This is a genomic window from Gracilibacillus dipsosauri, from assembly GCF_003176895.1.
Lineage (GTDB): Bacteria > Bacillota > Bacilli > Bacillales > Amphibacillaceae > Gracilibacillus > Gracilibacillus dipsosauri.
This window is the reverse complement of the sequence record NZ_QGTD01000005.1, coordinates 425714-448983: the sequence shown is the minus strand read 5'-3', so window position 1 is coordinate 448983 and position 23270 is coordinate 425714. Positions and strand designations below refer to the sequence as shown.

The window sequence follows — 23270 nt, the reverse complement described above, 5'->3', positions numbered from 1 at the left end:
GTGAATGTTTGGCAAAATCTTGGTATACTATCCATCGAAGTTATTTTCTAAAGGGGGAAAACAAGTTGGATACATTATTTAGCCCATTTAACATAAAAAATTTAGCGTTAAAAAATCGAGTGGTAATGCCACCGATGTGTCAATATTCCGTTTCAAAAAAAGACGGAACACCAAATGATTGGCATTATACCCATTATGTCAGTCGAGCAATAGGTGGTACGGGTCTGGTGATTGTGGAAATGACAAATGTGGAGCCAGATGGACGGATTTCGAATCATTGCTTAGGCCTTTGGTCTGATGATCAAATTCCAGCCTATCAACGGATTGTGGATGCGGTCCATGAGAATGGTGCTAAGATCGGTATTCAAATCGCTCACGCAGGACGTAAAGCGGAGGATGCAGATCTGCCTGTCGCACCATCTGCAATTCGTTTTGATGGGAACTACAAAACTCCACGAGCGTTAACAACAGGAGAAGTCAAGGAAATGGTGGAAAAATTCCGCTTATCGGTACGAAGAGCAGTCAAAGCGGGATTTGATACCATTGAGCTCCACGGTGCCCATGGTTATTTAATTCATCAATTTCATTCCCATCTAACCAATAAGCGGGAGGATGAATATGCGGATCTCACCAAATTTGGTGTAGAAGTAATCAAAGCAGCTAAAAGTGAGATGCCTGCAGATATGCCATTAATTATGCGAATCTCTGCAACAGAATTTGCCGAAAATGGCTATGAGCTACAGGATGGTGTCAAACTCGCTCAAGTGTATAAGGATGCAGGAGTAGATATGATTCATGTCAGTGCTGGAGGAGAAGGAGCAATAGCCCCATCTCGTAATCCAGGAGGACATGCGGGATATATGGTACCATTTGCACAAGAAATGCGTAACGCATTGCAAGCTCCTGTTATTGCGGTAGGACGCTTAGAAGACCCAGCACTAGCTGATGCTATTATCGGAAATAAAGCGTCCGATCTCGTGGCAGTCGGACGTGGCATGCTAAGAGATCCATACTGGGCCATTCATGCTGCCCGCCAATTACACCAGGAAATCGAAATACCTGTCCAATACGAGCGAGGATTTTAAAAATACTAACGAAATGCCCTGCACCCCAATTTGTTAAACAAATAGGGTGCAGTTTTTTTATTGTAAGAATAGTAATCCCCTCTGCGATCAGGCCAATAATATTATCTGTGATATTGGATATTTATGTTAATATAAGATGGAGTCTGGTGATAAAATGGCAAAAAGATTATTAGGAGTTGAGAAAATGGAACACACCATGCGCCTAAATGAAACACCTTTCTATTCAATGAAATCTGGGAGAAAAAAAGTAGAGGTCAGATTAAATGATGAGAAAAGAAGAAGAGTAAAAGTAGGAGATACAATAACATTCACAAAAATCCCTGAAGGCAACGAAACATTAACAGTCGAGGTTATCAGTCTAAAGCAGTATTCGTCTTTCAAAGAAATGTATGAAAATATCCCAGCAAGTGATTTTGATGCAGTTGGTAGTTCGATCGGAGAAATGGTCGAACAAACCTATCAAATATATTCTCCAGAGAAGGAAAAGGAATGGGGTACACTCGCGATTATTATTCGATTAATGGATGGAAAAAGTCACAAGTACTAGGATAGTAAATGGGGAGTAATATTAGGGAAAGGAATGATTATTGTTGAAATTATTAAAAGTTATTTTAGCAGTTTTCGTTGTTTGTTTGTCAGGATATGCTTTAGTTACTGGGAGTTTTAGTATAATTCCATATGCACAATTAATCTTAGGATTCATGCTCTTGGCTATGGGAATTAATGAACTTCAAGCAAAACGCAAAGGATATGCCATTATTTCTTTTCTCACGGCTGCATTTGTTATATTCGCCAGTATATTTAGTATTAAGTTAATTCCTTAGGATTCGAATTGTTTTTTTACAAGCTATAAGAGGTGGGATAGGTTTATGATAACAGAATTGAATAAAACCCAATTTAGTAAATGTAGAAAATTACTAAATGAAAATGGTCAATTAGAAGCTATAGCAGTCGTTGAGAATATAAATCCAGGTCGTATTTTTGTGGATGATTTGGATAACTCAACCTAGGGGCTTATTTGTTAGGGAATAATTATCTAATTAATTGTCTGATATAGATTTCAATACAGTAATGACTAAAAAGCTAAATTCCCTTGGCAAGGATGGCTGGGAGCTGACAGGGGTGGAACAGTTTTTTATTTTAAAAGAGAGTACAGGGAAGGAGATTAATTGTTTGATTACACTCCATCCAATTTTAACTGCTTACAAAATAAGAATTTATTAATACTGTATAGGTAATATTTATTAAAATAGTAAATATTACCTATTTAATTTTTCCAAAAAATACCGAAAATCAGGATAAGGATTAATTGGAGGTGGTAGCAAAAGAACTATGCTATAAAAATTTGTATTCTACCATTTTGAAAGCGCTAAAAATATTGGAAACTTATGAAAGTGGGGATGTTAAATTGAAATTCACAAGACTATGTTTTATGCTAATTCTTACATTTATTCTAACAAGTACTGGTGTAACGGTATTAGCTATCGAGGATAATGAAAATACGTCGTCGAACCCTTCCCTAAATTTTAAAAGTAGTAAAACAAATGAATTTAGTGAAGTAAATAATGAATCGATTTCATCTAAGAATGTAGATATTGATACTTTGATTAAAAAAACTAATGACCTCAACCCTACCTATCAGTCAATTACTTCTCAGATATTAAATGATTCATATGAACCGAACAACACAATGGAGACAAGTACACCTATTTTATTTGGACAAGAATTAAATGCTAATATTGGAGATGCAGAAGATGTAGATTGGTATCAAATAGATCTTACTGCAGGTACGGATGTCGCATTTCTATTAAAAAATATTCCTAGTGATGCAGACTATGACCTTTATATATTTGATCCAGATTTAAATTATGCCCTATCCGAAAATATTGGGAACGCAGATGAGAAACTTTACCTGAATATAAATACTACTGGAACTTGGTATATAGCCATTATGCCTTACAACAGTTATAATGCTGAAGAAAACTATCAATTATTTGTAGGAGATGCTTGGTTACAGGATAGCTTCTCTGTAGATACAGGTATGGGATTTAACTATAGTCAAAACAATGTCGGAACCATATTGCCATACCAGATTCTAGATTTAATAGAGGAACCCGGAATTCCAGATTCGGCTAGAGTAACCGGAATTCGATTTTATACAGCCAGTTCTTTAGGAAGATGGGGAAATCAAACTGATTTCATATATTCCGCCCAAAGTGGGGAGTGGTATCAAACTAATCCGGGTCTTAACGTGATTCTAGGTTTACCTCCAGAAGACGAAAATCCTTTATTTGTAAAACAACAGTGGGCTATTACCTCAAGTATAGAAACTCTTTTTCAAGTTACTGGTTATTATAGTCCTGGTGTTACATTTGATTATAAATATCTTAGAGATTAAAGGATGGGTTCAAAGATATTAACAGATTAATAGCCCTGCAGTAAGTCTAGCACATGGTTATAATAAAAGGAGCACACACGCTGAGTGGTGCTCCTTATTCTTTATTTACTCTTTTTTTATGAGTAATTTCACCATATGTTTTATGATAGAAATAAACATCAATTGTTAGTAAGCTACGTCTCGCTCCTGAATATCTATTAGCTCTTCTAAATAATTGAGGAAGGTGGCATTGTCTGATGCTCAAAAGGTATTTAATCACTGGCTTTCTGATGAACGCGTATCGGATAATCGAGTTAGTGCGGCGCATAAAACTGTTATCGAAACAATGGAGAGGGTAGAAAAGATAGTCAAGAATTATGACAGAAAGGAATTTTGTTGGTGGGCTATTGAGCGAAAAGTCAATGGCGAATTAATTGGTGAAATCGACTTGTATGATTTTGATAACTATACAGGAAACTGTGAGGTAAGTTACTCGATAGGACACACATGGTGGAATCAAGGGTATGCGACCGAAGCCTTAAAAGCAGTGGTGGAATTTGGTTTCCGATATATGAACATACATAAAATTGCGGCAGCCCATAACACCGATAATCCGGCTTCTGGAAAGGTAATGGTTAAAGCTGGACTGGTTCAAGAAGGAGTTATTAGACATATGATTCGTAATGCCAAAAACCAATATAAAGACTGTGCGGTTTATGGAATAATTCAAGAAGAAGATTACCTTAATACCGACAGTGCTTTTATTGTAGGGATGGAGGACATAAGTAAAAACTGAAAGAAGTACACAACTAAATCCCCCAATCTAGATGTTTTTTTCTCAAAAATGATTTAGAATGAAAGGAAGAAACAAGAAGAAAGGTACGTGATCGCTTTGGACTTTAGACCTTGTATTGATTTGCATCAAGGAAAAGTAAAGCAAATCGTTGGAGATACGTTAAACGAAGTGGGAAAGCCTGTTGTCGAAAATTACATATCAACCTATAAAAGTAATCACTATGCGGAAATGTTTCAACGAGATGGGCTGAAAGGTGGGCATGTTATTATGCTAGGAGATGGAAATCAAGAAGCAGCCTTAGAAGCTTTAAATGCCTATCCAAACGGACTGCAAATTGGTGGGGGGATGAATGCAGATAATGCATCGTTTTATCTTGAAAATGGTGCCTCTCACGTTATTGTCACCTCCTATATTTTTCAAAATGGTGAGTTGAATAAAGAACGATTAGAGAAATTGCTGGATACCATTGGAAAAGACAAGCTTGTGATTGATTTGAGCTGTAAGCAAAAGGATGGAAAATGGTTTGTCGTCACAGATAAATGGACAAAGTTCAGCCAGATTGAAATCAATCAAGAGACCATTCGAGAATTTGAGCAATACTGCGATGAGTTCCTGATTCACGCAGCAGATGTGGAAGGGAAGAGAAGTGGATTTGAAGCAAATTTAGTGGAAAAGCTCGCGGATTGGGTATCGATTCCAACAACCTATGCTGGTGGGATTCGTTCGATGGAGGATCTTGACCATTTTCGCGAGCTATCGAAAGGTAAGCTTGATATTACTATTGGAAGTGCCTTAGATATTTTCGGTGGGGAGCTATCTTACCAGGAAGTAGTAGCATATTGTCATCATAAATAGGAAAAGGGCCGCTTCGTTTAAAAAAGAAGTGGCCCTCCTAATTTTAATAAGGATCTGAAGGCTTGGACATTTCCTCTGCCATATCAACCGCTTTTTCCATTTTCTCTTCACGACTGCTTGTCGCATTCTTGAGTCCATCCTCTAATCGTTTACCATAGTCTTGATCACATTGATAGCACATCTCCACCATCTTTTGCTGAATTTCCTCGTGACAACTAGCCAAGGCATTTACAAGGTTTGCGATTAAATCATCCTTCTCCCAATCCGCTAAACGACGGTAGGTTTCTCCCGCTTGACCAAAATTGTTCTCGCGAGAAATAGCTTTACGTTGGAGATTTCCTTCCACATGTGGCTCATGCTCAACGCCTGGATTTTTCGCTTCCTTTAACCCGCCAAGTAAGGATGGCTCATAATCAATATGAGGATTCTTATGTTCCCCATAGTCCTCTCTGAAATCCATTTGTCCACCCGTTTGATTTGTCACAACCCTTTTATGTGGACGGTTGATTGGCAACTGAAGATAATTAGCACCTACACGGTAGCGCTGTGTATCAGAGTAGGAATAGGTTCTCCCTTGCAAAAGCTTATCATCGGAAAAATCAAGCCCATCGACTAGCACCCCTGTACCGAATGCCGATTGCTCTACTTCCGCATGGAAATTATCAGGATTTTTATTTAACACCATTTTTCCAACCTTATGCCATGGATAATCTTCCTTATACCAAATCTTTGTCGGATCTAACGGATCATAATCTAGTTCCGGATGCTCTCCGTCCTCCATAATCTGTACATAAAGCTCCCATTCAGGGTAATTGCCTTCCTCAATGGCTTCGTAGAGATCTTGAGTAGCATGGTTGAAGTTCTGTCCTTGAATTTTATTGGCTTCCTGCTGTGTCAAGTTTCTAATTCCTTGCACAGGCTCCCAATGATATTTCACTAAAACAGCCTTACCTTCCGCATTGATCCATTTGTACGTATGTACTCCAGAGCCTTGCATATGGCGATAAGTCGCTGGAATCCCCCAAGGAGAATAGACAAATGTAATCATATGCATCGCCTCTGGGGACCTGCTGACAAAGTCAAACATACGCTCAAGGTTTTGGTAGTTCGTCACTGGATCAGGGCGGAATGCGTGGATCATATCAGGGAATTTTAATGGATCACGGATAAAGAATATTTTCAAATTATTCCCGACTAAATCCCAGTTGCCATCCTCTGTGTAAAATTTAATCGCAAAGCCACGAGGGTCACGCAACGTTTCTGGAGAGTGCTTGCCGTGAACCACAGTAGAAAATCGCACGAATACCGGTGTTTGTACCTCTGTATTGGTAAACACCTTTGCTCGGGTATATTTGGAGATAGGCTCCCCGTTTACTGTTCCATATGACTGGAAATAACCATGCGCTCCTGTACCACGGGCGTGAACAATACGCTCAGGGATTTTTTCACGATCAAAATGACTTATTTTCTCCAAAAAATCGTAATTCTCCAATGTCATTGGACCACGATTGCCAACGGTTCGAACATTTTGATTGTCTGTCACGTCATGGCCTTGCTGGTTTGTCAAAATTTCCTTTTCCTTCTTGTTTTTGTCCATTTGGATGCCTCCTTGATAACTAGTCATCTCCATTATTCCCTAATGATGGCACGTTATGCGGAAAGAGGCATCTAGTCAGTTACTATAGTTGAAAACAAAAGTAGCCATATGCCTGTACACTAATTTTTGCTTGATCTTGAAAGGTTACCTGTCTGTTTGTGAACAATTCCTTTGCACTGCGATTAGCTAATTCATCTAAAATAATGTCTTGTTGTTTATCCTCATTATTCAAAACAAAAATTAGCCTGTTCGTGTTTGTTCTTTTTTCATAAACAATGACATTTCCTTGCCCTGTTAAAAACTGGAATTCCCCCGAATTGCCGAAGCCTTTAATTTCCTTTCTCCACTGGATTAACTGTTGAACAAATGAAAACAAGGATTGGTCTTGATTCTCGTCTTCCCATTCCATACATGCACGACATCCTGGATCTTCTCCGCCAGATAAGCCAATTTCATCCCCATAATACAAGCATGGGGAACCGAGGAAGGATAACTGAAATAGATACAGTAGTCGTGCCCTTCTCTTGTCGTTATCTGCTAAGGTTAGTATCCTAGCTGTATCGTGACTATCCAATAAATTAAAGGCGACCTCATTCACGTTTTGTGGATACATATGCAGTACATTCGTGATGCTATCCACAAATGTTTGACTATCCATCCTTTGTCTCGCAAAAAATTCTATCGCACCATTGGTGAAAGGATAATTCATCACAGCATCAAATTGATCTCCTTCGAGCCATGGTAAGGAATCATGCCAAATTTCACCGAGGATATAAGCATCAGGCTTGACTTTTTTGACTACCTGTCGAAACTCACGCCAAAAGGAATGGTCAATCTCATTGGCAACATCTAGTCGCCATCCGTCAATATCAAATTCCTTGACCCAATATTCCGCTACATCTAGCAAATATTTTTTCACTTCCGAATTCGCCGTATTTAATTTAGGCATGGTCGAAACAAATCCAAAGGCATCATAATTAGGCTTCGGTTCTGTTTCTATCGGAAAATCCCAAATGTGAAACCAATCCTTGTATCGTGAATCTTCCTGGTTTTCTAATACATCCTGGAATGGTTCGAAATAAAAGCCACTATGGTTAAAAACAGCATCAAGCATGACTTTTATGCCACGTGCATGACATCCCTTCACAAGCCGGCGGAAGGTTTCCTTATCTCCAAATTGGGGATCAATTTCAAAATAATCAATCGTATCGTATTTATGATTAGAATAAGCCTTAAAGATAGGGGTGAGGTAAATGCCGTTTATCCCTAAATTCACTAGGTAGTCAAGGTGATCGATGATTCCTTGAAAATCCCCGCCAAAAAAATTTGTTGGTGTCGGATTAGTGCTGCCCCATGGTAAGGTTCCTTTTGGATTAAGGGAGGAATCCCCATTAGCAAACCGCTCAGGAAAAATTTGATACCATACCGTATCCTTTACCCATTTAGGGGCACGAAAATTATCGGCCTCGTGAAGGTATGGAAAACAATAAAAATTGCCAATTTCCTTAGGTATTTCCTCAAAATAACCTCGCTCTGTCACGATGATCGTTTTATTTTGCGCGGTGGTACAGCGAAAACCATATCGTAATCTTCGATAGGGTGGTTTTATTTGGATTTTCCAATAATCGATATCTCTAGTGGAACCAGTTCGCTTCATTTCACTGAGCTGATATTGCCAATCCTTTTCTTTAAAATGATAAGGGTCGGCATAGATTAGCTCCACTTTTTTTATGAATTCTTTTTTTGTTTCTAGCATAATTTCTACAGTTTCTTTATTCTTGCCATATACATATGGAAGAATTGCTCGATGACGAATATCTGTTAGCATTGTTCAAAACTCCTTTTATATATAGTAAACAACCCCATTAATTTAATGGGGTTGTTATCAAAAGCATTGCCCGCTTCAATAGGTTAATTTCTCCAGTTAAATTGGATGGTGTCTGTTCCTGTGGTAGGGGTTGAATAGGTTCTATTCGTGCCACTTTCCCAGGTGACATTTCCTTGACTATCTTTTTTAATAAATTTAAATTCGATTTCCTGTCCTGCTGGTACACCTATGTCATAATACCAAGAAGGATATTGATACATAACTTGATTAAAAAATGGACCAATCGCTTTATCTACATCCCAATTACCAAGCTCCTGTGTATTTCCAACTAGATAAATAGAAGTACCATAATCTGTTTCTGCGTTATCGACAACAAAACGAACGGGGACGAGTTGGTTTGTCAAAATTTCAAATCCCTCGTAATTATTGCTTGATACTTGCGACGAAGTCTCCACCGTAACCGCATATTTTCCAGCAGCAAGGGCAGGGATCGTCACAACAATTTCTGAGTCACTCCAGCTTTTTACTTCTGCTGTTTCGTTACCGAAGAACACGTTTCCGTTGGAGCTTCCAAACCCTTCACCAGTTATCGTTATGTCATTCCCTTGTTGACCTACCATTGGACCAACATGTCCGATAGATGGCCCATTGCTCTCTGCTGTATACTGCCATACCGCTACCTCATTTGGAACCAATTCAAAGCTGTTAACTTGTTGATCCTGGTTCACCGTGATGGAATTTCCATTTAATAATCCAGCAAGTACATCGTCATAGTTTCCGCTTGGTAATGCTGTTTGCATGTTTGAGATATTGTATGCGGTGTCTCCACTATTTACAGCAGTTACGACAACATGGTCTCCAAATTTTCTTTCATAAATATAAACATCTTGATTGATCCAACGCTCTGTTGTATTTCCAAAGCCTAGTGCTGGATTGGCTTGTCTTAAGGCTGATAGCTTACTGATCAGTTGATACGCTTTCGTATTTTGATCAAAGCCTGGCATTGGTTTTCTGTTTTCCGGATCTCCTTCTCCTGTTAGATATTGCTCTGTGCCATAATAAATCGTAGGGACACCTCGGGAGGTGAGAAGCACGGCTAATGCCATTTCCGTGTCGGTTTTTGAAGTAGTAGAGGATGTAAATCTACTCATATCATGGTTATCAATAAAGGTAACCTGATCATTTACTTCGTCATAGCTAGCAGATGTATGCTCAATCATTTCATGAAAGTCAGTCCACGTAGCATCTTCATCCTTTAATACAGAGCGGAGCGCTTGACCATAACGAAAATCTAATAAACTCATACCACTTTCATTTGCGAAATCATGATTTTTCGGATCAATTTCTCCTTTTCCTAAAAACCATTCCCCAAATGTAAAAACAGGCTGATGAGTGTAAATATGATTGACTAGTGTTTCCTGCCACCCTCGGGACATATGCTTGACCGCATCGACGCGAATGCCGTCAATCCCAAGATCTAACCAATGCTTGATCGATTCTTTCAAATATTGATCAATTGTTTCGTTTTGGAGATTATAGTCAGCGAGATCATAGAGGTTTCGATAAATCCCATCCTCCAATGAGGAGAAATCAGTTCCCCCATTATGGTGGAATAAGCCTTGATCATCATTAGAATAATTACCGAGTAACGTACCATTATCATAAATCGCACCATTTTCTACATAATTAGGATCTGTCTCAAGAGCGGGAGAAGAATGATTTGGAGTAAAATCAATAATAATCTTCATCCCATTTTCATGAGCCACCTCTACTAATTGCTGAAAATCCGCTAAGTCTCCGTAAAATGGGTTGGTTTTCTTATAGTCCTTTGCCCAATACCCATGATAAGAAGTATAACCCTCAGGGTGAACAGCATACACATTTTCAACTGGCTGAGAAATCCATAAAGCGGTTACACCTAAATCCGTTAAGTAGCCATTTTCAATCTTTTCGATAATTCCTTGCCAATCTCCGCCTAAATATTTATGCAGATTACTGGCATCTGGGCTATAAAGCTCACCTGGAGGGTTATTCGTTGGATCACCGTCATAGAATCTGTCTGTTACAATTTGATAAATGACATCTTGGGAATAATCGACTTTTGACGAAGCCTCGATTTCCGAGCTAAATTGTTGGAAAACGAGCAAACAAAGCAACATAAATGCAAACGATTTCGCAAAATTTGCTAAAAATTTCACTATTTATCCTCATCCTTTCCAGCTAAATTTGGACTTTTCACCAGAGCCTCCTTTCTAAAAAAACAACCCCGACTTCTCGATTGGAAGCCGGGGTTGTTGGTAAAATCCAAAGCATTGCCCTCAAATTATGATCGAAGATAAATCTTGTTGTTATATATATTATTACAAGAAAGTATAAAATAAGTCAATATAAAATATGTTTTAAAATTTTATTAAAAAGGTTATTTAATGAAGGAAAAATTTAAAATACAAAAATAAAAAGAAAACGCTTGCGCGAAATAAGTGGCGGATGTATAATGTAAACAATTAAGTGCAAGCGATTGCGCAAATTAAATAAAAAGGGGAGTTAGAAATGAAAAAGAAAACATTTTTATTCTCAATTGGGGTTCTATTGATTGCCCTTCTAGCATTAGTAGGATGTGCACCAGACCGAGAAGAGGCAAGTAATAGTGAAGGTAGTAAAGAATCAACAAATGAAGCTTCTGATAATAAGCCTGAAGAACTGACGATTTGGGCAAATGACGAAGAAGAGCAATTACAGGCTATTGAAGAAATCGCTGCCAAATATGAGGAAGAAGAAGGAATTAAGGTGAACGTTGTGGCGAAATCGATGCTAGAACAACTAGATGAGTTGGCACTAGCTGGACCAGAAGGAAGAGGTCCCGATCTATACTTTCAACCACATGATCGTATAGGTGATATTGTCGCTCAAGGACTCGCTCAACCATTAGAAATAGAAGAATCAGATCAAGCCTCCTATAGCCAAGTTTCATTGGATGCGGTTACTTATGAGTATGATGGTCAGACAGATTTATATGGTGTACCTGCTGTTATTGAAACATATGGGATTTTTTATAATAAAGATATTATAACGGAAGAGCCTAGTACAATCGAAGATTTGAAAGTAGCCTTGGAACAACATACCGATGCATCACAGGATAAATACGGATTTTTAATGAAGCCTAATGACTTATATTTTGCTTATCCATTCTTTAAGAACTATGGTGCGTATATCTTTGGTGGTGATGTAGGGGAATATGATATCACGGATGTAGGCTTAGCTAATGAAGGAGCGATTCAAGGTGGAGAGTTATACCAATCTTTCTTTGGTGATGGGATGATTCCAGCATCTACTACTACGGATGTTATTGATGGATTGTTTACAGAAGGAAAAATCGGTGCTGTGATTAATGGACCTTGGAGTATACCTAGCTACCAAAAAGCGCTAGGGGATAAGCTTGGTTTTGTACCTTTCCCTGAAATTAATGGTAAACCTGCGTCTACACTGGTTGGTGTGAAATCATGGATGGTTTCTTACTTCTCAGAAAATACGGAATGGGCAACAGATCTAGCGTTATTTATTACAAATGAAGTGAACCAACAAAAGTATTTTGAAGTGGCAGGGGAGCTTCCAACCAATACCAATGCTTTAGCATCGATTGAAGACCCGATTTATGCTGCGTTTAGTGGACAAATCGAAAATGGTGTGCCAATGCCAAGTACCCCACAAATGTCACAAGTGTGGGAACCAATGAACAATGCTCTACAATTTTTAGCGGAAGGGGAAGATCCTGAATCAGTGTTAACAGAGGCAGTGGAATATATTCATTCCAATATTGAAGCAAGCGGTGGAGCTCAGTAAGAACTTTTTAGAGGAGTTGGGTGTCTGATACCCGCTCCTCTAAGTATGACAAAAAAGCTTCCTATTGTGGTGAGGTAAAGAGCTTTGGGCGTTTGCTATACCATAATGTGAGTTGAATCCTATAATGGTGAGCCCGACTTAATAAAATGTGCCAAGAGCAAAGTAACGTAGCACTTATACATGGATGTATTTTTCATCAATGAACGGGGGTAATTCTGTTGAAAAAAGAAATAAGTAACCATCCTTTTAAAAATCATAACCCAACGATAGCAACGCTTTTATCGATTATTTTTGCAGGGCTTGGTCAATTATATAATCGACGATTTTTAAAAGGATTTATCTTCATCTTATTAGAAGTAGCGTTTCTCTTAACACTACTTGATTCCATCAATTTTGGATTATGGGGACTAAGGACACTTGGAACGATACCGGGTACAGATCATTCGGTTCGATTACTCGTGTTTGGTGTGTTGTCCTTAATTGCCACGGTTTTTCTACTTGTGTTGTATATCTTTAATATTATTGATGCAAGAAAACAAGCGAAAAAGCTGAAGGAAGGCTGGAAGCCAAAGGGATTCAAGGACACGATTATCGATTTTTATGATAGTGCCTTTCCTTATTTGATGACTTTTCCTGGCCTTTTGCTAATGATATTTGTCGTTATTTTTCCATTATTATTTTCCGTATTACTAGCTTTTACGAACTACAATCTTTATAATTCTCCACCTCGTAATCTAGTAGATTGGGTCGGCTTTACCAATTTTACAGAATTAGTGACCGTTCCTATTTGGCAGGAAACCTTTGTCAGTGTACTGGCATGGACGATTGTATGGACAGTTATTGCTACCACCTTACAAATTGCGGTTGGGCTAGTGTTAGCCTTAATCGTGAATGATCCGAGAATACGGTTTAAAAAATTAATTCGAACCATTTTTATCCTACCATGGGCGGTTCCTGCATTTGTGACCATTCTCATTTTTTCTGCCATGTTCAATGACGATTTTGGAGCGATTAACCGAGATATCATTATTCCACTTATCGGTGGAGATGGTATCCCATGGCTAAGTGAACCGATTTATGCCCGTACGGCGGTTATCTTGATTCAAACATGGCTAGGCTTCCCATTTATCTTTGCATTGTTTACAGGGGTTCTACAAAGTATTTCGAAGGATTGGTACGAGGCAGCTGACGTAGATGGAGGAACTCGTTTTCAGAAATTCCGATACATTACCTTTCCTCACGTGATGTTTGCAACAGCGCCACTACTGATCATGCAATATGCACAGAATTTTAATAACTTTAATATTATTTACCTGTTTAATGAAGGTGGACCTCCAGTGCGAAACCAAAACGCAGGTGGGACGGATATCCTCATATCTTGGGTCTATAAGCTAACCTTTGATACGAATAATTATGCCATGGCAGCTGTTATTTCCTTGATCATGGGATTGATTATTTCTGGATTTGCATTCTACCAATTTAGACAAACGAAATCATTTAAAGAAGAAGGTGAAATTTAATGAATCAGAAGCAAAAATCGATTGTAGAACTAACCTTTATGTATCTCGTTATCATCCTAACATCGATCATTATTTTTTATCCATTGATTTGGACAATTGGCATGTCACTAAATCAAGGGAATAGCTTATATTCTTCTTCTTTAATACCAGAAAATTTCTCGTTTGAGCATTACAAATGGCTTTTTAGTGAACAAAGTGACTATTTAATTTGGTATAAAAATTCGATGATTGTATCGATATCCGTTGCTTTGGGGAGTGTTGTCTTAACTTCCTTAGTAGCTTATGCATTTTCCCGATATAAGTTTGTCGGTCGAAAAAATGGGCTGTATGTGTTCCTTTTACTACAAATGTTCCCGGTAATGATGGCAATGGTTGCCCTTTATATTTTTCTAAACATGATAGGGCTACTCGATACGTTAACCGGATTAATTTTTGTTTATTTAGGTGGACAAATTCCATTTAATGCTTGGTTAGTGAAAGGGTATTTTGATACGATACCAAGAGAGCTAGATGAGGCTGCTAGAATTGATGGTGCTGGACATCTCCGTGTTTTCTGGAGTGTGATGCTCCCACTTGCGAAGCCTATCTTAGCTGTTGTTGCCTTGTTTAACTTTATGATGCCATTGTTTGACTTCTTATTGCCATCCATTGTTTTGTCTAGTCAGGAAAATTACACATTGGCTGTAGGCCTCTATAATTTTATTAATGATCAATTTGCCAATAACTTTACACGATTTGCAGCAGGCTCGATTCTTATCGCCGTACCTGTCGCAGCAATCTATTTATTCTTGCAGCGCTACCTCATATCGGGGCTAACAGCTGGTGGTACAAAAGGGTAGGGTGTCCCAGATAAGCAAAATAGATTATAATAGGGGAGACTTGATATTTGCTAATATGAAGAAAGCTTCACAAATGATAAGAATAGATTGGTAGAAGGTGTCGTTTATGGGAGTTACAATAAAAGATGTGGCAAAAAAGGCTGGAGTAGCACCATCCACCGTTTCTAGAGTGATTGCAGATAATCCAAGGATCAGTTTAGAAACAAAAAAACGTGTGCGAAAAGCAATGAAGGATTTGGGGTACCATCCAAATTTTAATGCGCGGAATTTAGCGGTTAGGTCGTCTCAAGCAATCGGTGTTATTATGCCATCCTCTGCCGATAAAGCGCTCCAAAATCCTTTTTTTCCAGAGGTATTACGAGGAATTGGCGCCTATGCGCATAAGACAGAATATTCCTTGTATGTATCGACAGGAGGAAATGAAGAAGAGGTATTTGAAGAGGTAAAGCGGATGGTGAATGGGAACCGAGTAGATGGAATTATCCTGCTCTATTCTCGCATTGCTGATCCTGTTCAACAATTTTTAATCGAGAAAGGTTTCCCTTTTGTCATTGTTGGTAAACCGCAAGAACAAGAAAATGAAATTACTTATGTCGATAATGATAACGTAAAGGCTAGTAAGGAACTAACCAACCACTTAATCGATTTAGGACATGAACATATTGCCTTTATTGGTGGAGCACCTGAGCTCACGGTAACGATTGACCGTCTGAATGGCTATAAAACGGCAATTAAAGAAGCAAATTTAGAGCTACCTGCGGAATATTTTGCCCATGCTGAATTTCTGAAATCAGGGGGACGCGACGCGGTAGAGCAATTATTCGCATTGGATATACCGCCAACTGGATTAGTCGTAGCGGATGATTTAATGTCCTTTGGGGTGATTAGTACATTAGAAGAGCTAGGTTTAAGTTGTCCGGAGGATGTTTCGATTACATCCTTTAACAATCTTTATTTATCAGAGATTACTACACCTCCATTAACTACGGTGGATATTCAAATCTATATGCTAGGATTTCAATCCGCACGTTGTTTAATTGAAAGAACGAAAAATAAAGAAGAGCCAGTAAAGCGTATTATTGTTCCATACGAAATTCAATATAGGCAGTCGACAAAAGAATTAGACGGGAAGAACCGATGAGTTAAAGCTTATCGGTTTTTCTATATTTCTTTATTTGGTCGAATGATTTACAATAGAAAGAAAATCATTAGTAGGTGTGATTGGATGAAGTATGCCTTATATCAAATGAATGTCCATGTGGCAAACCCAGAAAAAAATCGCGAGAAGATTGCTAGTTGGATAGAAAAGCAAATGATGGAGACAAAGCCAGATACCATTGTCCTACCAGAAATGTGGAACACAGGCTATGCCCTAGACCAATTAGAACCAATAGCTGATCAAAATGGCAAAGCGACGATTCCATTTTTAAGTAATTTAGCGAAAGAATTTTCCGTTAATATAGTGGGCGGCTCTGTCGCCAATAAAAAAGAGGACGGGATCTATAATTCTAGCTTTGTGTTGAATCGAGAAGGAGAGGTCATTCATCGATATGACAAAATTCATTTAGTTCCTATGCTCGATGAACCTAAGTACTTAGAAGGTGGTCGAAATAAAGCAGGTCATTTTGAATTAGATGGGGTGAAGATGGGAGTAGTCATCTGCTATGATCTCCGATTTCCTGAGCTATTACGACCATTAGCATTAAATGGTGCAAAGGTAATCCATATTGTAGCCCAATGGCCAAGCGCGAGGATTGAGCATTGGAAGTATCTGTTGCATGCTCGTGCGATTGAAAATCAATGCTACATCATTGCAGTGAATAGCTCTGGCAGTTGTAAGGAAACACAATTCGCTGGCGAATCACTTGTGATTGATCCTGCAGGTAAGCTTGTTACAAGTGGTCCGAGTGAAAAAGAAGCGAGCCTCCATGTGACACTACAGCTAGAAAAAGTGACAGAAACACGTAAAAGCATTCCGATATTTACAAGTCGTGTCCCACATTTATATGAATCAGTGAAGGGAGATTTCCATGCATAAATTTGACGTCTCAGACACTTTAAAAAGATTACCAGAGCAGTTTTTTGCAAATCTCGTTAAAAAGGTGCAAACCTTAGTAGTAGAGGGGCATGATGTTATTAATTTAGGGCAAGGGAATCCTGATCTCCCGACACCTAAATTTATTGTGAAGGCATTACAAGAAGCAAGTAAAAATCCAAAATTTCACAAATATCCGCCCTTTCAAGGCTATTCCTTTTTAAAGGAGGCAGTGGCGGAATTTTATCTGAGAGAGTATGGCGTCAATCTTGATCCAAACAAAGAAGTAGCGATTTTATTTGGTGCGAAGACAGGTCTAGTAGAAATCAGCCAATGTCTCCTCAATCCTGGTGATCGGGTGCTTGTTCCAGACCCAGGCTATCCGGATTATATGTCTGGAATCGCTATAGCCAATGCGCAAGCAGTTTATATGCCTTTGTTAAAGGAAAATGATTTTTTACCTGACTATGGTTTAATGGATAAAGAGGATTTGGATCGTGCTAAATTAATGTTTTTAAATTATCCCAATAACCCTACAGCAGCCACGGCAACACTGGAATTTTTTGAAGAAACTGTCACAGTTGCCAAAGAGCATCATATTTGTGTCGTCCATGATTTTGCTTATGGAGCAATCGGCTTTGAGGATAGGAAGCCACCAAGCTTCTTACAGGCAGAAGGGGCAAAGGATATTGGGGTGGAAATGTATACCCTCTCGAAAACCTTTAATATGGCTGGCTGGAGAATCGGCTTTGCTGTAGGAAATGCCTCCGTAATTGAGAGCATAGAACGAATGCAGGATCATTTCTATGTGAGCATATTTGGTGCGATTCAATATGCAGCAAAGGAAGCCTTACTTCACGGTGAAAAAGCAATGCAAACAAATAACCAAGTGTATGAAGGTAGACGAGCGACTTTTCTGAAGGCTGCTGCACAAATAGGCTGGCATGGAGGAGTGGCAAAAGGGTCTTTCTTTGTTTGGATGCCAGTCGCAGAAGGCTATACTTCAGAGCAATTCTCGGAGCTTTTATTAGAAAAGGCACATGTCGTTACTGCACCAGGAATTGGCTTTGGACAAGCGGGAGAGGGCTTTGTAAGGATTGGTCTGTTGGATAAGGAAGAGCGTCTAGTGGCCGCAGTGGCACGAATTGGGCAATTGAATTTGTTTTAGAATGATGAGGAAATCTCTAACTACTAAAAAAAGGTGTTGAGAAAGATTGGAAAAAGAATCAAAAAAAACAAATCGCAAAAATGAAATATTATCTGCTGCTATCGAAGTATTCGCAGAAATTGGATATTATCGTGCTACAACAGCAAAAGTAGCAGAGCGAGCAAGTATTTCCCAACCGTACATTTTTAAATTCTTTTCTTCAAAGGAAGAGCTATTGTTAAATGCACTTCAATTATCTTGGGAAAGAATTATCAAAAGCTTTCGAAAAACGGTAGAGATAACTTCAGCAGACAAATTAGAATGGGAGCTAATCGAGGCCTATGAAGAGATTTTACGATCCTATAAAAGTGAGATTCTCTTGCAAATGCAGTCCCAAACCATTCCTGATGACTCCATTCGTACAGAAATGCAAAGGGGATTTCGAGAGGTGAATTCATTGGTTGTAGATGCTTTTAAAGAAGCAAATATAGAAAATTCAGAGGAGCGGGCTTTTCTCTTTTTGGCAAGAGGAATGCTCTGTAATGTATCCATGGCATTAGACATGCCTGAACTACTTCATAAAAAAAGGGGATAAGTGATTTATACGCTTATCTTCTTTTTATTATAAAAAAGTGATTGATTAATCACTAACTATATATTATACTTGGATTTAGTTAGTGATTAATCAATCACTAAAAAGGAGGAGGAAGAACAAATGGAAGTAGCAATGGTTCTAGGTGCAACTGGCGGTGTAGGGGCTGCTATTACAAATGAATTAGACATTAGAGGAGTGAAGTCTATCCTTTTTGGCCGTTCAAAGGAAAAATTGGAACAATTAAAATCGAAACTCCATCATCCACATTTGTTCACATTGGCAGTTGGGGATGCAATGAAGACAACAGATCTCGAAAAAGCAGGGATAAATGCAGATGTTATTTTCCATTGTGCAAATGTTCCCTATCACAAAATGGAGGAGCAGTTACTAGACCTTGGGGAAAGTGTGATGACATTCGCTCATCGGTTCCAAAAGAAAGTAATTGTTGCAGATGGAATATATCCTTATGGAAAAAGAACAATGGCACCGGCAACAGAAGCTCATCCGAAAAATCCGCATACAAGAAAAGGGAAGGTAAGATTAGATTATGAAAATTTAGTCTTCGATAATCGCTTTGCTAATGCAATGCCAATGATAGTAAGATTGCCAGATTACTATGGTCCAACAGCTAATGATGCTTCTTATTTAGGAATGACGATGAAGGATATCGCAAGAAATAAATCCACTTTTTTCCTTGGAAATATGAGGATACCCCGGGAATTTGTCTATTTACCAGACGCTGCAAAAATGATTCTAGAACTTGCTTATCATGACGATGCTTATCGCCAAAACTGGCATATTCCTGGACCCGGGCTCATTTCAGGAAGGGACATTGTTAAAATTGCACAACAAGTGAATGGATCGAACAAAATAGTTTTACCACTTGGAAAATTTAGTCTTTCTATCTTGGGGTTGTTTCAGCCTGTCATGAAGGAAGTAGTGGAAATGCTCTATTTAACAGAAGAACCTTTTGTACTAAACGGAGAAAAGACAAAGAATAAATTGGGTACCATCCCTCAAACCCCATTTGAACAAGGCATTAGTGAGACAATTTATGCATTAAAGAGAGGTAGAATTCACCCTTAGTAATTGATCAATCAATAACTACCCTTATTTACTAATTGTCATCATGAAGTGGAATCTGCTATGATTAGAGTAGAAACGAAAAGTAGTAAAAATATACTAGAAAAAGGGGGCTGGTGACATTGAAAAAGAAAATATTATCTTTATTTTTACTATTATTTGTATTAGTTGCCTGTACACAAAATGAAGAGGAACAAGTAGGGAAGGCGCAGGAAGAAACCGATTCAGAGAATAAAGTAGAGCAAACTACAGACGATCCCAAACAAAATCAAGATCCAACTGATCAAGAAGAGGGAACAGAAGAGCAACAACTAGAGGAAGATGGAGTAAGTGTGCCGTCAAATGAAGAACAAGCAGGTGAAAATACAGATGGCTCTGAAAAACCTTCTGATAAAGAAGAAAATACAGAAATAACAGAGGACGTCGCCATAAATAAAGTGAAAGAACACTTGCAAATTGGAGCAAATAGCGAAATTAATGTCGTTGTCGACCATTTGGACGAGAATGGAAATTATGTGATCCAAGTGTACGAATCCGTATCCAATGGAGACGTTAGTCATACAGCTACAATGGGCTGGTATATTGTGAATAAAGAAAATGGAAGTATAGAAGAAATGATGTAATCAATCTGGAGGCATCGCTACTAAGCGATTGCCTTTTTTAATGCACATTTGATCACTACTTAAATTTTTGAAAAGGCACAATTGTATCTCGCTAAAATTCGCTTTTCTCCCAATAAAAAATATCAAAATTTGTACAGATAACTTTGTCCGGCCATTTCACTACTTTACATGTGAAGTGGTATTTTTTAATCTATGATCCTATGAATATAGGTCTTTTTATTCGTACGTACATTTTTATTTTTTTGTTGAAAATAGCGATAACTTGTTGTATCCTATTGTTAATCTATGAATATATTTTTATACATAAATAGTTTATGAACTTAACAATTAAGTAAACTCTAAAAAGGTATTTTCTGAATATATAAAATTTAATTAATTAATAAATTAATCATACATATTATGTAAGCGAATTCAATCTTATTTTTACTATTTGAAAGGGGGGATGCAATACTTCAGTAATTAGTAATGGTAAGACCTGTAAGATCTAAACTATGGAAAGGAGTGGAAATGTGAAATCACTTTTCTCTAAGGCTTTTTTATTATTTCTTGCAATGATCATTATTCCGTCAACAGTAGGTGCTAGTATGAAGGATAAAAATAGTAATAAACCAGAACAATCCTTGGAAGGCCCTCCAGCAAATTTTGAAGATGTATCTGTACATGACCCTTCGATCATTAAGGAGGGGGATACGTATTATGTATTTGGGACGCATATTGAAGCGGCGAAGTCAAAGGATTTGATGAGCTGGGAGAGATTCACTAATGGTTATACAACACCGAATAATGCACTTTATGGAGACCTTTCAGAAAACTTGGCAGGATCCTTCGAGTGGGCAGGGGAGGATGATGCCGATAGTGCAGGTGGATTTGCCGTATGGGCGCCTGATATTTTTTACAATAAGGATTACGTCAATGAGGATGGCTCCAAAGGGGCTTATATGATTTATTATAGTGCATCCTCAACGTATATACGCTCTGCGATCGGTTACGCTGTATCAAAGGAGATTGAGGGTCCGTATGAATATGTGGATACAGTCGTTTATTCTGGATTTACTGAGCATGAGGCATATGATAACAATAGTGATGTAAATAAACAGTGGGAAAACACGAATATTCAACCTATGATTGAGGAAGGAACATTAACAGCAGAAAATCAAAATTGGTTTAATAGTGATGGTTCCTATAATAATGCGATGTATCCGAATGCTATTGATGGCAACTTATTCTATGACGAGAATGGCAAGCTCTGGATGACGTATGGCTCATGGTCTGGAGGTATTTTCTTACTAGAGGTTGATAAAGAAACGGGTCAATTAATTCATCCTGGAGAAGATGGACAAACAAAGGATGGTAGAATGATTGATCGCTATTTCGGCACGAAAATAGCTGGGGGTTATACTAAATCTGGAGAAGGACCATACATTGTCTATAACCAAGAAACAGGCTACTACTACCTATACGTAACGTATGGATGGTTAGGCGCTGATGGGGGCTATAATATGCGTGTATTCCGCTCCGAAAATCCAGATGGGCCTTATCTAGATGCAAAGGGACAAGATGCGGTACTACCAGGTAATGTATCTAATCATACTTATGGAAATAAAATAATGGGGAATTTCTTATTTGATCAAAAAGTAGGCGACCCTGGAGAAGGAGAGGGCTTCGGCTATAAATCTCCTGGTCATAATTCGGTTTATGTAGATGAAGAAACAAACGAGCAACTTTTAGTCTTCCATACCCGTTTTCCTAATCAAGGGGAAGCACATGAAGTAAGGATTCACTCCATTTTCATGAATGAAGAGGGATGGCCAGTTGTTTCACCTTTCCGCTATACTGGTAAGCAATTAGAAAAGGTGAATAGAAAAGACATTGCTGGAATCTATAAATATATCAACCATGGTAATGAATATTCTGGCGAGATAGTAAAATCAGAGTATATAACCTTGCACAAAAATAACAAAGTAACAGGTGCCGTAGAAGGTAGCTGGAAAAAAACAAGCCACAATCAAGCGGAATTAACACTGGATGGTCAAACATATAAAGGGGTATTCGCTCCACAGTGGGATCCAGCAGCTGAAAAATATGTGATGACCTTTACTGCATTATCTGATGAAGGAATAACCGTTTGGGGTAGTAAACAAGAAAACAGATTTGATGAAGAGGTAGTTCAAGCAATTGTAGAGGATCTAGATCTTGGGAACACATCAGAGGTGGTTAGTCATTTAGTGCTTCCAACCGAGGGCACGACAGGGGCTGCCATTGTATGGCAAACTTCCGATGAATTGGTGATTACGAATACAGGTGAGATTCATCGACCATCTGCAGATGAAGGGCCATCTACAGCAACATTAACAGCTACGATCACAAAAGGAAGTGAGTCAGCAACAAAGTCATTTGATATTACGGTATTGCCATATCAGGATGCATCGATGACGAGCCATTTTTCTTTTGATGGTAGTTTAACAGATCAGCATGGTGATTTTGGTAGTGGGACGGTCACTGGTGATCGACTCACGAATACTGGTGGATCTATCTCCTACGAGCAAGGGGTAGCTGGAGAGGCTGTCTATTTTGATGGGGAATCTGGTATTTTATTACCTGATGATCTTATTACAAGTCATGAGTACTCCGTTTCCTTTTGGGTGAAACCAGAACAGCTGACCACTTATACGACCACCTTCTTTGGTGGAACAGCCGATAGTTGGCTTAGTTTAGTTCCGAAAGGACCAACTGGTGATAATACAATGCTTTGGTCTGGGGAAGCTTGGTATGATGCACCTGCTAGCTACCAAATCAAAACAAATGAGTGGACACATGTCGCATTTACGGTTAGCAATGGAACGGTTAAGCTCTATCTAAATGGAAAAGAGGAATTTTCAGGAGCTAATTTCCCTGATATTTTCACCAATGCTGAGGCAGATTTTGGGCTAGCAGTGAATCATTGGGATTCACCATTTAAAGGTGCTATCGATGATTTACGTATTTATCAAGGAGAACTATCGCCAAATCAACTAGACGAGCTCAGTCAATCATAAAAACAAAGGATCGAT

Annotated in this window: 20 protein-coding genes; 17 read left to right on the top strand and 3 right to left on the bottom strand. The window is 38.5% G+C overall.

The window, feature by feature from the left end; all coding sequences use genetic code 11:
- The first annotated feature begins 65 nt into the window (after window positions 1–65).
- The 7 genes from DLJ74_RS06115 to hisA all read left to right on the top strand — a co-directional run bounded on the left by DLJ74_RS06115 (window position 66) and on the right by hisA (window position 5113).
- Window positions 66–1085 (top strand): NADH:flavin oxidoreductase/NADH oxidase, encoded by a 1020-nt coding sequence (locus tag DLJ74_RS06115; protein ID WP_109983765.1) that lies wholly within the window; start codon window positions 66–68, stop codon window positions 1083–1085.
- 184 nt (window positions 1086–1269) lie between these two features.
- Window positions 1270–1632: an ASCH domain-containing protein gene (locus DLJ74_RS06110; protein ID WP_109983866.1), complete on the top strand. Its 363-nt coding sequence runs from the start codon at window positions 1270–1272 to the stop codon at window positions 1630–1632.
- Window positions 1633–1675: 43 nt separating this feature from the next.
- Window positions 1676–1909 (top strand): DUF3953 domain-containing protein, encoded by a 234-nt coding sequence (locus DLJ74_RS06105; protein WP_054789269.1) that lies wholly within the window; start codon window positions 1676–1678, stop codon window positions 1907–1909.
- 45 nt (window positions 1910–1954) lie between these two features.
- Window positions 1955–2095 (top strand): GNAT family acetyltransferase, encoded by a 141-nt coding sequence (locus DLJ74_RS06100; protein ID WP_109983764.1) that lies wholly within the window; start codon window positions 1955–1957, stop codon window positions 2093–2095.
- A gap of 398 nt (window positions 2096–2493) precedes the next feature.
- A complete protein-coding gene (locus DLJ74_RS06090; protein ID WP_146202427.1) occupies window positions 2494–3483 on the top strand; it encodes a PPC domain-containing protein in 990 nt (329 codons plus the stop codon).
- Window positions 3484–3706: 223 nt separating this feature from the next.
- Window positions 3707–4258: a GNAT family N-acetyltransferase gene (locus DLJ74_RS06085; protein ID WP_245902286.1), complete on the top strand. Its 552-nt coding sequence runs from the start codon at window positions 3707–3709 to the stop codon at window positions 4256–4258.
- Between the two features lie 96 nt (window positions 4259–4354).
- Entirely contained in the window at window positions 4355–5113 is a 759-nt protein-coding gene (gene hisA / locus DLJ74_RS06080; RefSeq protein WP_109983865.1) for a phosphoribosylformimino-5-aminoimidazole carboxamide ribotide isomerase, read from the top strand.
- Between the two features lie 43 nt (window positions 5114–5156).
- On the opposite strand, the gene DLJ74_RS06075 is transcribed toward hisA, so the two are convergent.
- From DLJ74_RS06075 to DLJ74_RS06065, 3 genes are all read right to left on the bottom strand, one after another.
- Window positions 5157–6743, bottom strand: coding sequence for a catalase (locus DLJ74_RS06075; RefSeq protein ID WP_425454565.1), 1587 nt, complete (start codon window positions 6741–6743; stop codon window positions 5157–5159).
- 49 nt (window positions 6744–6792) lie between these two features.
- Window positions 6793–8538, bottom strand: a complete 1746-nt coding sequence (locus DLJ74_RS06070; protein WP_109983759.1) for an alpha-glycosidase — start codon at window positions 8536–8538, stop codon at window positions 6793–6795.
- Between the two features lie 83 nt (window positions 8539–8621).
- Window positions 8622–10736 (bottom strand): alpha-amylase family glycosyl hydrolase, encoded by a 2115-nt coding sequence (locus DLJ74_RS06065; RefSeq protein ID WP_245902270.1) that lies wholly within the window; start codon window positions 10734–10736, stop codon window positions 8622–8624.
- Window positions 10737–11088: 352 nt separating this feature from the next.
- Between DLJ74_RS06065 and DLJ74_RS06060 the strand changes: the two genes are divergently transcribed.
- The 10 genes from DLJ74_RS06060 (at window position 11089) to DLJ74_RS06015 (ending at window position 23255) form a co-directional block, all read left to right on the top strand.
- Window positions 11089–12378 carry a sugar ABC transporter substrate-binding protein gene (locus DLJ74_RS06060; RefSeq protein WP_109983758.1) on the top strand — a complete coding sequence of 430 codons (1290 nt, stop codon included), beginning with the start codon at window positions 11089–11091 and terminating at the stop codon, window positions 12376–12378.
- Between the two features lie 218 nt (window positions 12379–12596).
- Window positions 12597–13898: a carbohydrate ABC transporter permease gene (locus DLJ74_RS06055; RefSeq protein WP_109983757.1), complete on the top strand. Its 1302-nt coding sequence runs from the start codon at window positions 12597–12599 to the stop codon at window positions 13896–13898.
- On the top strand, window positions 13898–14737 hold the full coding sequence (locus DLJ74_RS06050) for a sugar ABC transporter permease (RefSeq protein ID WP_109983756.1): 840 nt from the start codon (window positions 13898–13900) through the stop codon (window positions 14735–14737). The genes DLJ74_RS06055 and DLJ74_RS06050 overlap by 1 nt, the downstream gene beginning before the upstream one ends.
- Before the next feature lie 106 nt (window positions 14738–14843).
- Window positions 14844–15878 (top strand): LacI family DNA-binding transcriptional regulator, encoded by a 1035-nt coding sequence (locus tag DLJ74_RS06045; protein WP_109983755.1) that lies wholly within the window; start codon window positions 14844–14846, stop codon window positions 15876–15878.
- A gap of 84 nt (window positions 15879–15962) precedes the next feature.
- Window positions 15963–16775, top strand: a complete 813-nt coding sequence (locus DLJ74_RS06040) for a carbon-nitrogen family hydrolase (protein WP_054859723.1) — start codon at window positions 15963–15965, stop codon at window positions 16773–16775.
- Window positions 16768–17940: a pyridoxal phosphate-dependent aminotransferase gene (locus DLJ74_RS06035; protein ID WP_109983754.1), complete on the top strand. Its 1173-nt coding sequence runs from the start codon at window positions 16768–16770 to the stop codon at window positions 17938–17940. Before DLJ74_RS06040 ends, DLJ74_RS06035 begins: the two co-directional genes overlap by 8 nt.
- 46 nt (window positions 17941–17986) lie before the next feature.
- On the top strand, window positions 17987–18514 hold the full coding sequence (locus tag DLJ74_RS06030) for a TetR/AcrR family transcriptional regulator (RefSeq protein ID WP_109983753.1): 528 nt from the start codon (window positions 17987–17989) through the stop codon (window positions 18512–18514).
- Window positions 18515–18634: 120 nt separating this feature from the next.
- Window positions 18635–19600 (top strand): NAD-dependent epimerase/dehydratase family protein, encoded by a 966-nt coding sequence (locus DLJ74_RS06025; RefSeq protein WP_109983752.1) that lies wholly within the window; start codon window positions 18635–18637, stop codon window positions 19598–19600.
- 119 nt (window positions 19601–19719) lie between these two features.
- Window positions 19720–20220 carry a hypothetical protein gene (locus tag DLJ74_RS06020; RefSeq protein WP_054859725.1) on the top strand — a complete coding sequence of 167 codons (501 nt, stop codon included), beginning with the start codon at window positions 19720–19722 and terminating at the stop codon, window positions 20218–20220.
- Between the two features lie 551 nt (window positions 20221–20771).
- Entirely contained in the window at window positions 20772–23255 is a 2484-nt protein-coding gene (locus DLJ74_RS06015; RefSeq protein ID WP_245902285.1) for a LamG-like jellyroll fold domain-containing protein, read from the top strand.
- Window positions 23256–23270: the final 15 nt, after the last annotated feature.

What these genes read in the sequence shown, in the direction of transcription:
- DLJ74_RS06110 (WP_109983866.1), top strand. Translation starts at nt 1,270, where the DNA reads ATGGAACACACCATGCGCCTAAATGAAACACCTTTCTATTCAATGAAA.
- DLJ74_RS06100 (WP_109983764.1), top strand. Translation starts at nt 1,955, where the DNA reads ATGATAACAGAATTGAATAAAACCCAATTTAGTAAATGTAGAAAATTA.
- DLJ74_RS06075 (WP_425454565.1), bottom strand. Translation starts at nt 6,743, where the DNA reads ATGGAGATGACTAGTTATCAAGGAGGCATCCAAATGGACAAAAACAAG.
- DLJ74_RS06070 (WP_109983759.1), bottom strand. Translation starts at nt 8,538, where the DNA reads ATGCTAACAGATATTCGTCATCGAGCAATTCTTCCATATGTATATGGC.
- DLJ74_RS06060 (WP_109983758.1), top strand. Translation starts at nt 11,089, where the DNA reads ATGAAAAAGAAAACATTTTTATTCTCAATTGGGGTTCTATTGATTGCC.
- DLJ74_RS06050 (WP_109983756.1), top strand. Translation starts at nt 13,898, where the DNA reads ATGAATCAGAAGCAAAAATCGATTGTAGAACTAACCTTTATGTATCTC.
- DLJ74_RS06045 (WP_109983755.1), top strand. Translation starts at nt 14,844, where the DNA reads ATGGGAGTTACAATAAAAGATGTGGCAAAAAAGGCTGGAGTAGCACCA.
- DLJ74_RS06040 (WP_054859723.1), top strand. Translation starts at nt 15,963, where the DNA reads ATGAAGTATGCCTTATATCAAATGAATGTCCATGTGGCAAACCCAGAA.
- DLJ74_RS06035 (WP_109983754.1), top strand. Translation starts at nt 16,768, where the DNA reads ATGCATAAATTTGACGTCTCAGACACTTTAAAAAGATTACCAGAGCAG.
- DLJ74_RS06025 (WP_109983752.1), top strand. Translation starts at nt 18,635, where the DNA reads ATGGAAGTAGCAATGGTTCTAGGTGCAACTGGCGGTGTAGGGGCTGCT.
- DLJ74_RS06015 (WP_245902285.1), top strand. Translation starts at nt 20,772, where the DNA reads ATGATCATTATTCCGTCAACAGTAGGTGCTAGTATGAAGGATAAAAAT.